At 54.4% G+C, this 15,568-nt stretch carries 12 protein-coding genes; 3 read left to right on the top strand and 9 right to left on the bottom strand.

Translation table 11 applies throughout. The features are described 5' to 3' along the window. Positions 1 to 194: 194 nt before the first annotated feature. Complete coding sequence (locus tag ACYVH9_RS22070; RefSeq protein WP_460638579.1) at positions 195 to 2,195, bottom strand: S9 family peptidase; 2,001 nt, start codon at positions 2,193 to 2,195, stop codon at positions 195 to 197. Positions 2,196 to 2,289: 94 nt separating this feature from the next. On the opposite strand from ACYVH9_RS22070, the gene ACYVH9_RS22065 reads away from it, so the two are divergent. Then, positions 2,290 to 3,108 (top strand): alpha/beta hydrolase, encoded by an 819-nt coding sequence (locus ACYVH9_RS22065; protein WP_460638578.1) that lies wholly within the window; start codon positions 2,290 to 2,292, stop codon positions 3,106 to 3,108. Positions 3,109 to 3,183: 75 nt separating this feature from the next. Here the strand turns inward: ACYVH9_RS22065 and ACYVH9_RS22060 are convergent, their stop codons facing one another. Beyond that, positions 3,184 to 3,954, bottom strand: a complete 771-nt coding sequence (locus ACYVH9_RS22060) for a MerR family transcriptional regulator (protein ID WP_460638577.1) — start codon at positions 3,952 to 3,954, stop codon at positions 3,184 to 3,186. A gap of 119 nt (positions 3,955 to 4,073) precedes the next feature. Here ACYVH9_RS22060 and ACYVH9_RS22055 point away from each other — a divergent pair, with 119 nt between their 5' ends. Both ACYVH9_RS22055 and ACYVH9_RS22050 read left to right on the top strand, forming a co-directional pair. Continuing rightward, positions 4,074 to 4,547 carry a GNAT family N-acetyltransferase gene (locus tag ACYVH9_RS22055; RefSeq protein WP_460638576.1) on the top strand — a complete coding sequence of 158 codons (474 nt, stop codon included), beginning with the start codon at positions 4,074 to 4,076 and terminating at the stop codon, positions 4,545 to 4,547. A 6-nt stretch (positions 4,548 to 4,553) separates the two neighbouring features. Beyond that, the gene (locus ACYVH9_RS22050; RefSeq protein WP_460638575.1) at positions 4,554 to 4,871 is read left to right on the top strand and encodes a hypothetical protein; all 318 of its coding nucleotides are present in this window, start codon (positions 4,554 to 4,556) and stop codon (positions 4,869 to 4,871) included. Between the two features lie 21 nt (positions 4,872 to 4,892). Here the strand turns inward: ACYVH9_RS22050 and ACYVH9_RS22045 are convergent, their stop codons facing one another. The 7 genes from ACYVH9_RS22045 to ACYVH9_RS22015 all read right to left on the bottom strand — a co-directional run bounded on the left by ACYVH9_RS22045 (position 4,893) and on the right by ACYVH9_RS22015 (position 15,559). Beyond that, complete coding sequence (locus tag ACYVH9_RS22045; RefSeq protein ID WP_460638574.1) at positions 4,893 to 5,777, bottom strand: FHA domain-containing protein; 885 nt, start codon at positions 5,775 to 5,777, stop codon at positions 4,893 to 4,895. An 18-nt stretch (positions 5,778 to 5,795) separates the two neighbouring features. Next, positions 5,796 to 9,773, bottom strand: a complete 3,978-nt coding sequence (locus tag ACYVH9_RS22040) for an FtsW/RodA/SpoVE family cell cycle protein (protein ID WP_460638573.1) — start codon at positions 9,771 to 9,773, stop codon at positions 5,796 to 5,798. 27 nt (positions 9,774 to 9,800) lie between these two features. Continuing rightward, positions 9,801 to 11,087: a serine/threonine protein kinase gene (locus ACYVH9_RS22035; RefSeq protein WP_460638572.1), complete on the bottom strand. Its 1,287-nt coding sequence runs from the start codon at positions 11,085 to 11,087 to the stop codon at positions 9,801 to 9,803. Positions 11,088 to 11,093: 6 nt separating this feature from the next. Next, positions 11,094 to 12,686 carry a serine/threonine protein kinase gene (locus ACYVH9_RS22030; RefSeq protein WP_460638571.1) on the bottom strand — a complete coding sequence of 531 codons (1,593 nt, stop codon included), beginning with the start codon at positions 12,684 to 12,686 and terminating at the stop codon, positions 11,094 to 11,096. Further along, positions 12,686 to 14,122: a PP2C family protein-serine/threonine phosphatase gene (locus ACYVH9_RS22025; protein WP_460638570.1), complete on the bottom strand. Its 1,437-nt coding sequence runs from the start codon at positions 14,120 to 14,122 to the stop codon at positions 12,686 to 12,688. The genes ACYVH9_RS22030 and ACYVH9_RS22025 overlap by 1 nt, the downstream gene beginning before the upstream one ends. Before the next feature lie 154 nt (positions 14,123 to 14,276). Beyond that, positions 14,277 to 15,281 carry an FHA domain-containing protein gene (locus ACYVH9_RS22020; protein ID WP_460638569.1) on the bottom strand — a complete coding sequence of 335 codons (1,005 nt, stop codon included), beginning with the start codon at positions 15,279 to 15,281 and terminating at the stop codon, positions 14,277 to 14,279. A gap of 92 nt (positions 15,282 to 15,373) precedes the next feature. Continuing rightward, on the bottom strand, positions 15,374 to 15,559 hold the full coding sequence (locus ACYVH9_RS22015; protein WP_460638568.1) for a hypothetical protein: 186 nt from the start codon (positions 15,557 to 15,559) through the stop codon (positions 15,374 to 15,376). Positions 15,560 to 15,568: the final 9 nt, after the last annotated feature.

Raw genomic sequence — 15,568 nt, 5'->3', positions numbered from 1 at the left:
CAATGGGTAACATAGGTAATATGTCCCCATTGCATACGTAAGTATGCGAATTTATTCCAGACGGAATAGAACTAATTAGGGAATGGAACCAAATAGTTACATATTTATACCGAACGCTCCTTGCACTTATGCCAATAACAAACGACCCACTTGCAAGTGGGTCGTTTGTTATTGGCATGAAAGTAAAACCGTGTCTATCTGTTCTTGTCCAGCGACGCAACCGACATTTTAAGGTATTGATCAAACCATTTTAGATAGCGGTCGAAGCGGTCCGTTTGGTAACTGGGTACAGACAAGCCGTGAAATTGATTCGGATAAACAATCAGCTGGGTCGGAACGCCCAGCGAACGTAGGGCTTGATACATTTGCTCGCTTCCTGCAATGGGCACATTGAAGTCTTTCTCTCCGCCCATGAAAAGAGTCGGCGTCTTGATGCGGTCGGCTTTTAGGAAAGGAAATGATACTTTCAGCCATTTGTCAGTATTTTTCCAGGGAGTTCCCAGCTCATTTTCATACTGATTAACGTACTGATCCGAACCGTACATGGTGAATTGCAAGGAACTACCGGCCCCGCTGGCGGCAGCCTTAAACCGTTGGTCGGTTGTGATGGTGTAATTGGTGAGAATACCGCCGTAGCTCCAGCCACCGATACCAAGTTTGTTCGGGTCAGCTATGCCATTGGCAACGAGATAGTCTGTAGCGCCCAGTATATCAACAACTTCCTTATTACCCCAATCGCCGTAGATGGCCTTACAGTAGGCCAATCCACGCCCACTGCTACCCCGGTAATTTACCCCAGCCACCGCATAACCTCCCCCTGCGAGCAGTTGCCGCGCCAGATCAAAACCGAAATTATCCTGCCCAACGGGCCCACCGTGGATAAAAAGAATGGTGGGCAGTTTCTGCCCTGCTGGCACATTAGCGGGCCGAAACAGCATATTTGAAACCTGCGTTCCGTCTTTGCTGCGAGAGATAAATCCTTCTACATTGGCCAACAGCAGGGGAGCGACGAAAGCATCCTGAATAGTGGTCAGTCGACGGGTTTCGCCGTTTTCAACGACATAAATCTCGGCTGGTAATTGCGGTTTGCTCATGAGCGTGGCCCAACCACCTTTCGGATTCTGCTCCAGGTCGGCAAAAGCGCAGTCGCCACCAGCCAGCCGGTTTAATTTTCCGGATGCCAGCTCAAAAGCTCCTACGTACGTCCGGCGGTCATCGTCGACCAAAACAGCGATGGATTTCCCGTCGGGCGACCAGCGCGGATTCCGAACCGGGCGATCCAGGGAGGTCGATAGCAGTTTCGGTTCGCCACCCGCTGCCAAAATAAGGGCCAGCACCGGCTGATCGTACATGATAAAATTCGTAGCCGCCGTCGAACGCAGGTAAGCAATCTGCGTCCCGTCAGGACTCCAGACCGGGCTCCGGTCGTAACCAGCCCAGGTGGTCAGCTGCTTCGCGATGGCCTTTGCCCTGGCCTCAATGACGAAGAGATCGGCATTTTCGTTTTTATCCGGATCGGTGGTCCGGTTACTCACGTAGGCAATCAGTTTGCTGTCGGGTGACCAAACCGGCGACGATTCATCGTAAATACCGCTGGTCAGCGTATCCAGTTTCCGGGTTTCTACATCCAACAAATACAGGTGAGCCGCCCGACGATCAAGATAGCCTTTGGAATCCTCCTTAAAATGGTACCGATCGATCACGTACGGTTTCCGAATCTTGGTTTTTGCCGAGTCCGAATAATCCTTGTCCCGAACCACAAGCGCAATCCGCTTGCCATCCGGAGCCCATTCGTATTCTTCCAGTTCTCCTTTGAGTTCGGTTAGTTTTTTGCCTTCGCCCCCGCGCCGGTCAAGCAGCCATAACTGACTGTCCTTGTCACCATTACGAGTTGCCACAAACGACAAATAGCGTCCGTCCGGACTCCAGCGGGGTGTTGATTCACTCTCTGCGCTACTCGTCAATTGAACCGATTGCTTGCCATCCCAGCTAATCATCCAAAGGTCGTTGTTCCGCTTATCCTTTTCCTTATCCACCGACGACAACGTATACGCAACCCACGCACCGTCTGGTGATACCTGCGGATCGGTAATATTTTGCAACCTAAGAATATCCGAGGGCTGAATTGGGCGTCTGGTCGGCAATTGAGCCAGCGCCGTGCCGGCAAACAGGCACAGAAAGAAAATAACTCTCATGTTTGTTTTTGAAGAGGAATGGAGCCTGAAGATACAAAAAGTTTTAATTTGCGGCTCGGCAATGCCCCCATCTGTAACCAACTTCAACTACCGAATGTCCGTAAACCGTCTTAGCCTCCTCCTCACTCTTTTCGTTTTGGTCCACTCTTCGGTGTGGGCGTCCAAAGTGGATACCGTCGAAACGTACAGCGCATCTATGAAAAAAACCATCAAGGCGGTGGTTTTGACTCCGGATTCGTACACCAACGGCAAAGAATTCCCGGTGGTGTATCTGCTGCACGGCTACAGCGGCAATTATGCCGACTGGGTCAAAAAAGCCCCCGCCGTTCATCAAGCCGCTGATACGTATCAAACGATTATTGTTTGCCCAGACGGCAATTATTCAAGCTGGTATTTTGACAGCCCCGCCGAGCCCGCATCCAAATACGAAACCTACGTTTCGACCGAACTGGTATCCTGGGTCGATAGCCATTACAAAACCATCAAAAACCGCAAAGGCCGGGCAATTACGGGCTTGAGCATGGGTGGGCACGGCGCGTTGTACCTGGCGTTTAAGCACCAGGACATTTTTGGAGCCGCTGGCAGCATGAGTGGCGGTGTCGACATCCGGCCCTTCCCCAACAACTGGGATATGGCCAAACGGCTCGGAACGTACGCCCAGTATCCCGAGCGTTGGGAGCAGAATACGGTTATCAACCTGCTGCATCTGCTCACGCCAGGGTCACTAGCGCTTATCATCGACTGCGGAACGGAGGATTTCTTCTTTCGGGTCAACAACAACCTGCACCAGAAAATGCTGGACATGAACGTCGCGCACGATTACATCACCCGCCCCGGCGCCCACAACTGGCCGTACTGGAACAATGCCGTCAACTACCAACTGCTGTTCATGCGGCAGTATTTTGATAAGTGACCGGTCTCGGTATACGGTTTTAGTTTCCGGTGGCTGACGCGCCTAGCGACTGCGTTAGCCACCGGAAACCGGAACCTATGCTTGCGAATCTACGAAGTAAATCATGGCATTGCTCAGAAACTGGGCGTAGGCCGGATTCGGTTCGCCATTCTGGCTGGTGTAGCGAGGATCATCAACGTATAACTGCGCCAGACCCCGATAAGCCGTCAGCGTATCCCCATTGCAAACCGATGGCCCCCACATTTTTTTGATGAAAGCAAAATGACGCGCCACTTGCTGTTGAACGGCTGGATCTGCCGGGGCTTTGTGCATCAAGCCAGCCAGCGTTTTGGCCACTTCCTCGCCCTCGGCTTTTACGGCTGCAAAATCGGCTTTGCTTAGTTGACGCAGCTGGTTTTCCGATTCTTCAACGGTTTTTTTTCCGTATTTGGCAACCGCTTCCTGGCGATAAGATTCGGCTTGTTCTTTCGAAAAGCCGGCGTATAATTCTTCGTCCGTTAACATATCGGTTTCTCCTTTTAGTTTTGAAATGGTTTTGTCAATAGTTCCCAGCAAGGTTGTGAGTCGATCCCGGCGCTCGCGCAGCGCAGCTTTATGGCTTTTCAGCGCGTCTACCAGATCGAAATCAGGATCCTCCAGCACCCGACGGATTTCGTGCAGCGAAAAATCCAGTTCTTTGTAAAAAAGAATCTGCTGCAATCGGATGAGCTCTTTTTCGCCGTACAGCCGGTACCGGGCTTCCGTGCGAATAGAAGGTTTCAGCAGGCCCAGGCGATCATAATGGTGAAGCGTGCGCACACTCACCCCCGCCAGACTGGCCAGCTTTTTTACTGAATAGGTTCTCATACTCACTTGCTTACTGATAGCGACGCTGTAAATGTAGGCTATGACGTAAGGGGAGAGTCAAGAAAAAAATAAAGTTTTTTCAAACTTTGCTTTATTTTTAACCTCATTAGCCTGTAACGTTGGAACCAAATCTACCCTTTGCCGACCTGATCCGCCCGGTCAACACGCCTGCCGATGCCGATGCGTTTCTGTCCATGATGGAGACTTTTTGCCATCACTTCAACTATCCATTTGACCGGCCGCTCCGCCAGCAACTCATCCACGATGTACTGGCCAACCCACAGCTGGGGTCGTTATGGCTGGTTGAAGCAGAAGCCCAACCCGTAGGATACGCGGTGCTGACGTACGGTTTTGCGTTCGAATTCGGAGGTAAAACCGCCCTGGTAGACGAATTATTTATTACGGAATCGCACCGGGGTGCGGGGCGGGGACGCCAGGTGTTGCTTCGTCTTCAGCAAGTAGTGAATGAATTGGGTATATCAACCCTGCTATTGCAAACCGAAAAATACAATACCCGCGCCAAGCAGTTGTACGAATCCCTGGGCTTTGTTGATCAGGACCGTAGCACGCTAATGTGGTTTAAACCCAATTGAATAGCCATGAAATTCTTTGTTCCCGCTACCAAAAATCCGGATGAAGCCGAAAAAGTGTACGGCATTCTGCGGAAATCAATGCAGAAACACCGTTACGAAACCACCGACCAGCGCATCTACTCCATCACGTTCGACGACAACGGATTTAGCCTGACCGAAACCGTTGGTAAACCGTCCGACACGTCCGGGGAAACGATTGTGGCCATCTTCCAGTCCGGCGATCTGTATTTGATCTGCACCAACAACCGGGGTGTTTTGCGCGGCCTGCCGATGATTGCGGGCGAATGGGCCGTTACCAACGTGGAATTGTTCGAGAACGAATAACCCGTTTGGCCCGGGCTTCATTTACCGAAGCTCAAACAACAGCGTCACTCCTCCACCCAATTCGATCTGGTCGCCGTGTTGAAGCGGATACGTCATGCCCGCAATATCCGCCCGCTCAATGGTATTGTCTGGATGCATGAGTTTGGTTTTGTTACCGCTGGCCGGTAAGCCGCCCGGATCGACCAGCAGCGCGTATCTCCGCTGATTGGGGTTGTACTGAATCGTGGCATGGGCGCGGCTCACGGCGCGGTTTCCAGCACCTTTCTGGGGATCAAAACCGGGGTCATCGTCGTGCAGAATGACAATATCATTGATTCGTACCCGGCCGGATGCCGTCTGGGTAGAATTCCCCCGCCCCATGTAAAACATGGTTTTCTGGGTGGGATCCAGTTCGTATTCGGGCTGCTCCGTCTGCCCAACCAGCGTTTTAATCACGGCTAACTGAACCGGTCCATCGGCTTTTTTCGGATCCAGCACCGTAAGTGCCAGATTGCCCTCCCGGTAGGTATGTTCCGGTAACACATCCCGAAAAAACGCCACCGTAAATTGCCAGTTTTTAGGCAAACTGATGTAATTGTCGGCCAGTTGCCGGTTGAGTTCCTGCTGGAATTTTCCGGGCTGATTGGTCCACAAGGCAACGCGATTGACCTCTTCTTCTTCAGCGGTTTCGCACAACACAAACAGCCGCAGCCCAATCGGTGCGTTTTCGGGTTCATTCTGGTACGCCCGCAGCTTTTCGATCACAAACCGCATGATCTGATTGCGTCGCTGGGCCGCGGGCGGAGGTCCCGACGGCTTCGGTTTTGGCGTTTCGGACGCAATTTCGCGTTCAACCGGCATGTTGGTCGAAGCCGTGGAAGTCGATGCAAAGCCAAACAGATTTTTAACGGTTTCAAGAATGCCCATAACCTTTCACGGTTTTGATTAAAAACTTCCTAAATAACCTCGTTTTTGCAGGATCGGTGCCACAACGGTATTGGCCAGCTGAACCGCATCAGCCGACGAATTCCCCAGCTCGATCCGGACGCATACCACCGTATGCGACCGCCGGTCGGGCGTGGGCGTGAAGAATACATACCATCCGTCGTTTCGCTTCTCCCCCAATACAATCCGTTCGGGCGTTCCCGTTTTCCCGGCGACCTTTGCCCCGCTGATCTTGCTGCGACCACCACCCGGATTCGACTGTTCGATCATAAACTCTTCCAACTGATCCGCATAATTCGACCGGCCAACGGGCTGTCCTTCGGCAACGGGTTGCGGTTTTCCGGCCTGATTCAGCACATACCGCGAAGGCTGCAACACGCCCCGATTAGCAATCGCTCCGGCCATCCGGGCCATCGACGCAGGCGTAGCCGTAAGTTTGCCCTGCCCCCAGGCCAATCCCGAAAACTCACCCCGGTAACGCCGGGGATAGCGATCGCTCTGGTAAAGCTGCCGCCGGACCACGAAAGACGAGTCACGCCAGTGCTGGCGAATTAGCTTGCGCTCCGGATCGGTATGCGTATCCGTGTACGAATAACCGCCGACCAGATCGACGTTCATCCCGGTTTTTAGGTAAAGATCAGCGAGCTGGTCATCCAGTTTATTTTCGTTCGCCAGCCGGATAAAATACACATTGCTCGAACGGACGATAGCCCGTTTCATATCCACGAATTCTCCGCAGGGCTCCGACTCACGGGCACCCCGCCGGATAATCTCCTGACAGGTAATTGGGTAACTAACGCCGGATGCCGAAGCCCCCAGTTTGTTAAACGCGGCCATCGCTGTTAGAATCTTAGCCGTGGAGCCCGGGGCCGACGGATAGGTCATCCCCAAATCCCGCTCCGTAACCAGGTAAGGCAGTTTCAACCGATCCCGATCACCCAGAAGCATCGGCTCGGGCGTCTTCAGGTTGGGCAACGGGTGCATCGCCGACGCCATCACATCGCCCGAAGTCGCATCCAGCACCACCACCGAAAGCCGATGGTCGCGGTACTCCGACGTGGCCAGCCCCTTTTGCAGCGCCACCTGCAGTTCGGCATTGACGCTGAGCTGCAAATCACGGTTTTGCGCCTTGCGCTCTTCCACCTCACGGCTGTCGATGCCAGCTCGCAGCGCCGGGGCCAGCTCTCGGTAGTCGTAAACCGTCAATGTCCGGGTTTGCTGCACGGGTCGGCTGAAACGGTCGGCCCGGTATTCGGTCGTAACCAGATCGGTTTTGCGCGGGCGGCTGTTGAAACCGCGTAATTCGCTGAAGTGTGCAGCCTCCGCATAATACCCGTTGCTTTGTCCCCAGAACAATTGCGTGTTCAGATCGCCCACCCAGAAAAACAGGTGCTCACCAAACGGGTAATACCGTCGCAGCCGTTTCTGCACAAGCGTATTGACGTTGTCCGACTGGAGGCCGCTTTGTTGCAGGCGCCCGGACTGCTGAGCCACTACTTCCGGCGAGCTCGTTGCTAGCACCAACCCGTTGCGGTCGTAAATGGTACCCGAAGCCAGTTTACGGGTCAGGCGCTCGATGCGGGGGTTGTAACTAAAAACCGGATCGCCGAAACGCGTTACCACCCGAACAGGCCGCACGATGTACTCCTCCCCTCGCCAGCCAACAACCGGCATCAGCCGTCCAATCAGAATCACGACCCCGATCAGAAAACCCGAAATACCGGCCATCAATACCGCATCGTAATGTTTTTCCAGGTATTGACGTTGCGCCAGCTGACCGGGTCGGTGTGCGACACTGAAAACCGCCCCCATTGCGGTCAGATTAAAAATAAGCGATATTTTACCGTAACTCAGAAACGGCACGCTGATTCCCGTCAAAGGAAGCAAGCCAATGGACCCACCGGCAATGATCAAAAACTGCACGCCTGTTGCGATGGCAATACCGGCCACCAGGAAAAAGCTGAACGGCTGTCCCGCTCTACGAGCTTGCAGGAAAACCCGGTGCAGCAGAATACCAAACAACAGAAAGACGGCAATAAGACCTAACCCACCCAGTTCTTCGCCAACGCTCGGCAGAATCATGTCGGTGTGCGCAGCAGGCATGGCAGCCGCAAATCCTTTGCCCAGTCCCTGCCCGGTCCAGCCCCCAGACGCCAACGTCCAGAAACCGTGCGCCAGGTGATCACCGCCGTACACGTCGTTGTTCCAGGGGCTCAGCCACATGGCTTTCCGATCGGCCAGCCGGTCGCCCACGTAAGGCAGCAGATCACCGAAAGAAAACATCGCCATGATCAACAGCAAAAGCACCGGCGCTTCCGTCAGCAGAGCCGCCCAACCCAGGCCCGTCGTTGAACGGGCATCGCCCCGCCAAAACAGGTAGCCGACCAATACACCGAAACTCAGCAGCAATGCCAGCCAGCCGGGCAGCAGCCAGAGGGCCAAACCGTAGCCCACGCCCGTAGCCAGCGTAACGGCCAGATTGCCCCTAGCGATGCTGTAAAAAAGTAAGAAGGTAAAACAGACCACAAGGGCCGGACCCATATCGCCCAATAGCAAATACAGCAACATGAGCAGGCCCGCGCCCGCCAGCGCCCCAAAACTGACCGTAAACCGCCAGCGTAAATCGGGCAGCTCCCGAAGTTGCTGTTCGTTGGCAGCAAAAAAACCGGCAAAAAACAGCAGCAACAAGTATTTGGTGATTTCGCTGGGCTGAAATGTCAGCCCAAACAGCGACAGATTGACGCGAACCCCACTGCCTTCCGGTCCCGTTCCCAGAAGTAACGTCAAAACCGCCAGTCCAATCGCCAACACCAGCCAGGTCCAGCCGGATAGCCGGACGGAGGAGCGGTTTACAAAAGCAAACAACGCATCAAACCGCCAGTCGGCGTAAAAACGACCAATGTTCAGTTGCGATAAAACCGTCATCCCAACCAGTCCAATGCCCACGCCCTGTAGCGTTTGCCAGGCATAGAGCGTATCCTGCAACGGATCCTGAATAGCCAGCAAAGTCAGCACCGAAATGCCGGTTAGCAACATCAACACAGAAAGCAGCATGGAATCGGACTGAAATCCCCGAAGTGACCAAAAGCCCTGCACGGCCCAGAAAGCCAGCACAAACAGGGCAACAATGCCCCAAAACTGCCACGTAAAAGTCGTAGGCGATCGAACGACCAGCGCCTGATCGGCTTTTAATTGACCGTACACAACGGAGCCAATGAGCCGAATCTGGTGCGGGCGGGCCGCGAATTGGTACGATTGATCACTCGTTAGCTGACTCGTTCCGCGACGCGTCCCAAACTCAAACCCAGGTTTGAGCGCCACCACGCTGTAGGCCGAGTCGGCTTTCAGCCCGGTAAAGGAAAACCGGCCATCGGCGTCGGTGCGGGTGTAAAAAAACCGATCCTGTAATGTATCCGGCTGAGCAGTGGTGATGTGGCGTTTCAGTTGCACCAGAACTCCCGACATCGGTTGTTCTTCCCGCGTGACCCGCCCCGCGATGGAACGGTTTCCGCCACCAACTGCCAGCGTGGGCGCATAGGCTTTCGGATTTGTGCGCTCCCGGACGTAAAGTACCGAGTCAAACCCCATCTGCTGACGGGACAATTGCAGCCGACTTTGAAAATCCGCCCCACCCACCGAACTACGCCACGGCAGTGGAGCCCGCACCGAAAATTGTCGTTTGTTGATAGCACCCAGGTTTTCCAGGGAACCGCCCTGCGCTAGTTTGGCCGCCAGCGAGTCAGCCACCAGCGACCGGTCTTTTTCGTCCGTGTAATAGTTACCCGTGGTCAAAAGGCGCTGAATGGCGGCCGATTTGACACCCGATGTTAGCGCCAGGGCACGCCCGTTTTTCAGCGACGCTTCGGCTTGATTTAATCCGGGGAGCAAATTGATATACAGCCGGATAAACAGCAGAAGCAACATAATCGTTGCTCCGACCAGATACGCGCGGCCGGGTGAAACAGGAGCTGATTTCATTCGTTACGAACTAAGTTAGCAACCCTTTTAGTTAGCGGTTCGGGTCGAATCCGGGGTTGTAGTGACAGAATCGGGCGTCGACGACGGTGTGCGGTTTGTTGTATCAGCCGGTGCTACCGGAGCTACTTCGACGGAATCCGTAGCGGGTTCTTCCAACGGAATCCCCTCCGTCTCATTCAGGTTGGTATCGGCGGGCATCACCTCCGCATTTGTCGAGTCAAGCACGACGCCCGTTGAATCCTGAACGGTTTCCGAACCCGTTGTAGTCTGCTGGCTCCGGTAAAAAAAGAATAATCCGACCAGTGCAGCCACGACCAGCGTGCCCACGGTTACCCACGCCCAGTTGATGCCACCCGCTGGTTCCTCTTCGTAAAAAACGGGTTCGGACTCGATTGGGGTGACAACGGGCGTTGGAGCGGCCATCGTTCGGTTTGGTACAGTCGCCGGACGAACGCCGGAATGGCTGGCCTGCAACTGCTCTACATTGGCCTGTCCCAGCAACAGGCGCAGTTCATTGCCGTCGCTTAGCCGCCGGGCCGGATCTTTCACCAGCATGGTGGTAATGAGGGCTTCCAGGCTGGGCGGAACGAAGGTTTCTGCGGTAACCAGCGCGGGCGGAACGGTTTTTAGCACCTGGTTCATAAAGGATGCCATCCCCGCATTTTCGGTCATGGAAAATGGAACCCGCCCCGCCAGGCATTCGTACAGAACGACGCCCAGCGAATAATAATCGGTAGCCACATCCACACCGCGGGGGTTGTCAAACTGCTCCGGCGACGCATACTCGTAGGTCATCAGCGACTGGCCCGTCATGGTCTGCGATTGCTCACGCAACCGGGCTACCCCAAAATCCGTCAGTAGAAAGTGGTATTCGCCACTCGGCAGAATGCGGTATAGAATATTTTCGGGTTTGATGTCGCGGTGGATGATGCCTTGCGGGTGAATGGCCTTGAATGCTTCGGCCATCTGTAGCCCCAGCCGGATGGTTGCCGGCACATCCAGGTGCTTTTTGTCAGTCAGCAACGTCCGTAAACTGCCGCCTTCGATCCATTCCATCACGATAAAAGGCATAGCTAGCTCCAGCGCTACTTCCCGAACACTGACCACGTTTGGATGCCGAATATTGGTCATCAGCTCTGATTCCAGCCGAAACCGCCGGAGCGTTTCGGCATCGGTATTGAGCGCAAAATGCTTAATAGCCACCAGATCGCCCGACGCCACATGCCGGGCCTTCAGCACCCGGGCGTTGGAGCGGCCAATTTCACCGATGATTTCGTATCCCGGAAAATGTGTGTTAACACTTACAGTTGGCATCGCCACTTAATTTAAGGAGTCAATAGGCACCATATTCATCGCCGAATCCAGCTCCCGGGGCAAATCATACTTCAGAATTTTGCAGCTGACCCGGGTTCCACGGTCGCTGTTTGGCGCCGACTGAACGGGTGACGAATTGGGCTTAACGTTGTTGAAAAAGATTTTTTCGGTTTTATAAAGTCCCCCCTTGTCCTTGTAATAGCTAATCTGAACCGCAATGGACGGAAACTGTATATCGCTCGGATTATTAAGCTGAAGCCGCACGTTTTTGATGCCGCCCAGCAAGCCGACGTTGTAGTCGATGATTTCTACGTTGAGTGCCTTGGCGGCTGCAATGGCCTGCAACCGGAGTTGTTCACGCCGTTGGGCTTCTTTGGCCTGCCACTGTTGTAGGGTATCTTCGACGGTTTTGGCCAATGTTCCCGGTATCGCCGTGCTGGTCTCCCCCACCAAACCGCTGACGGAATCAGCCGGTGTTTGCGTGCTGCCATCGCCCAACGGTTTGGAGCGCAACTCGGTCAACATGTAATACAACCCGGCACCACCCAGCAAAATGATCAGCACCAGAACCGTCCACTTCAGTCCGCTTCCCGACGATTGGGGGGGTGAAGCGGATTCGGAAAGGTGTCCTGCTTCGACCGGTTCGACGAGCACAGAAGCGGTTCTGTTCACTTGGGGCGGGTCTACATCCACGACCGGAACGTTCGGAGACGGTACGGTTTTACGGGGCGCAAATCCCGTCCGGCTGGCCTGTAAATAATTCAGCTCAGCCTGCTTCAGCTGCCAGGTCAATTCGTCCGGATCACTCAACCGATCAGCCGCGTTTTTTTGCAACAAACCCTGTAGCAGCTCCGTAAACGGCACCAGCGTCGGGTCCTGATTGGTTACTGTCAGCGCAGGTGGCGAATCATTGAGCACTTTGTTCATGAATGTCACAATGCCCGAATGATCGGCTAACGCAAACGGAACGCTTCCGTGCAGGCATTCGTACAGCACAATGCCCAGGGAATAATAATCCGTGGCGGTATTGACTCCCTTTGGGTCGTTGAACTGTTCGGGCGACGCGTATTCGTACGTCATGAGCGACTGCCCCGTCAGCGTGCTCGATTGTTCATGCAACCGGGCCACGCCAAAGTCCGTCAGCAGGAAATGCAGCTCCCCGCTGGGCAACGGCCGGTACAGAATATTCTCGGGCTTGACATCTCGGTGGATAATTCCCTGTGGATGAATGGCTTTGAAGGCTTCGGCCATCTGCAACCCCACCCGGATGATGGTCGGAATGCTGATGCGGTTTTCACCGGTAATGAGGTTTTTCAAGCTCCCCCCTTCGATCAGTTCCATCACGATATACGGCAGCTCAGCCTCCAGCTGTACCTCCCGGATCTTGACCACGTTGGGATGGGCAATGCTGGTCATGATGGCCGATTCACGCTGAAACCGCCGGAGCGTTTCGGCATCGGTGTTGAGCGCAAAGTGCTTGATGGCCACCAGATCACCCGATGCCAAATGGCGTGCTTTCAGTACACGGGCGTTACTCCGACCTAATTCGCTCAGCACTTCGTAACCGGGAAAACGGGTATCAAATCGGATCGTGGACATCAACGACGAGGGGGTTGGGTAGATTCTGGTAAATTTTGTACGGACACCCCGAATAGCACATTCCGAAACGTATCTTGCCGAACAGCCACACTAACGGGAACCTCTACACCGCGAAAGTACACATTGGAGAGTTGTATCTTCGTTTCCCGCGAGGTTTCAATTCCGGTTTTAAAATCGCTGATCAGGATATTTTCGACGAGTACGGGCCCCGACCGCGTCACCCGCAGGGCCACCCGTGCCTGAGCCGTGTCTGCGGGCAGGATGACCGTTAGCGGCCTATTGCCCACGATCCGTAGCAACGAATCGGTTAGCACCAGCGGTTGCTCAATTCGAAACGTATCCGCCGGCAGTGTCAGCTGGTGATCACTGCTCCGGTGCGCCTGCTGCATCAGCGAATCCAGCCGGGCATTCTGCTGCTGGGCGGCAGCCTCCGCGGGGTCTGCAATGGTATTTGACCGGTCCATCTGAGCTTCATGATGCAGGCTGGATGGCTGGTATTGATACCACACAATCCCGGCAATGCCGCCAGCCAGCAGTAAAAATAGCAAAATCCAGACCCCCGTCGAACGGGACTTGCCCGGTTTGGACGGCTCAGTTGCGGTTTTCTCCGCGCCTGGTTCTTTTGAAGGTTTTGGCGAAACGCCGTGACCGGTTTTTGCCGCTCCCGCCGAACGCCCCTGAACGGGCGTTGTGTTTTTCGCCAGTACCACCGTGATGTTATCGTTTCCGCCCTGTTCGTTGGCCAACCGGATCAGTTCGGCAGCCTGGGCGTTGAGGGATTGATTCTGGTTAAAAACCGTTGTGATGTGGGCCTGGGTAATCATGTCGGTCAGGCCATCGCTGCATAACAGCAGCACATCATCCGGTTCGAAATCCGTTTCGCCTGATTCCAGGAAATCCGAATCGTCGACGCGGTGCACCAGCGAACCCACATCGCGCAGAATCTCGTTCCGGCGCGGGTGCCGCATGGCTTCGGCTTCGGTCAGTTCATTGGCATCTTCCCGAATACCAACCAGCGAATGATCGTGGGTCAATTTTTCGAGCACTCCGCCCCGGAACCGGTACAGGCGTGTATCGCCCACGTGCACAAAGTAGAGTTTCTGCAACCGACTGTCGGCCACAACCGCCGTCAATACACACGCCATCTGGGCCAGCTGCGGATTCTCCTGTCGTTGCTGATGAATCTGGTTGTTGGCAAATACGACCGCTTCGCGCAGCATGGACAACGGATCGCCGTTGGGTGTGGTCATGTATTTTTCGATCGACTCCCGGGCAATGGCCGCAGCGCGGTCGCCCCCGGCGTAGCCCCCAACCCCATCAATAACTGCCAGTAGGGCCGTCGTATCGGACCAGATGGTCGAGCTGATGAAGGTATCCTGATTATCCTGTCGGCGTTGGCCAACGTCTGTCTGTCCGGCGATTTGTAACGAACTCATTCCAAAAACAGGGAACTAATGAATGAAACCTTTACCAAAGCAACCCTCAAAAAAGGAGGTTGTTTCCGTTACCGGGGTAAATCCTGAAAATGCCGGAGGACCAGAAACCCCACAAACAGCAGCAAAAGGATGACAAGCAGCGTATCCATCATGGCTAGACAAGGCGTTGAAAGTTGAGCGTAACCATGCTATTGAGTAGAATCTGCGCTTTGTCCGGTAAGGTATGCCACTGCGGATTGGCGGGTTCGCTGCGGGGAATCAGTTGTTCGTTGACCCGGGTTTCGTTACGGCTAAACGAGGCAATCTGAAAAGCCTGCAGTTCGTCGTTGAAGCGAATCCGGGCGTGCGGATTGGATACATAAGCCGATTCGACCAGCAGGTAATTGGGGAAATGCTGGTTGTCGGTATCTTTCCGTGCCACCACCACCTCCCGGTCGCGCATCGCGTACGTGGCTTCCTTGTTCAGTTCAGCGACGTAGTAGTTGATCTGGGCAAGGCCGGAAGCATGGGTTCGGGGCAAAGCCGGTGCGTTGCGGGCAACGGTTTCGGCGACGACCGAACGTTTGGTAGCTGGGGCCGCTGGTTCAAACGCAAACTTGACCACAAACGCACCCGGTTCGCGGAAATCGATGTGCTGAAACATGTGCTGATCGATGTCTACTTTTTCGTAGCGGTTCGTTTGTTGCACCCGGCGCGTGACCCGCACGCTATCCGATGCGGCTACGGGTGCATTGCCCGGCAGAATCCCGGTCAGCGCCCCAACCACCTTCACATCCGACGGTTCCACCGGTTCGCCCCCAAACTCCCGCCCTCCGCCAAACTTGAAGAACCAGCTGGAAGCGACGGGAGCCACGTTCGAAAACCGTTCTCGCTGCGCTTTAATAACCGCATGAAACGCACCGACCGCTTCGTTGACGATTACTGGAAAGGCGTTTTCTCGCTCTTCATAAACATCCGGGTGCAGAATAATGAGAAAATGCGCATTGAATAGCATGCTGGAACCAACCGACTCCCGCTCGATGGAGTCTTCGAAGGAGGCCACCAATTCGCCCAGAATCTGGGTGTTGGTCGCCCTGTTGTTCGGAGGATTCTGGGGTCGACTGGGTGGTACTAACAAGTTGCTTAATTTGCTCAGCCAGCCGCTGGGTTGATCTGCCATGTGTGAATGCCATTGGGATGTTTCCTTTCTCCTAAACGAGAAATAGAAAACTTTTCTTTTTGGCTTCGCAAAATATGTTACCAATGAACGGGCTATTCCTCCGTTAGGGGTGTTACCTGTAGCGCATCCCGAAACCGTTCGATCCGCCCCAGATCCACCTGATTGATCTCCCATTTGGCCAGCGCGTCGGGGCGGCCTTTTAACTCATTTACCAGCCGGGTAAGAACCGCCTGGACAATCTCCACCTCTTTGGGCGTCGTTTCAAACGTAATTTTCATAAGTTGAGT

Source organism: Larkinella harenae, from assembly GCF_054780515.1.
Note: the sequence above shows the minus strand (reverse complement) of the source record. Positions and strands in the feature narration are given on the sequence as shown.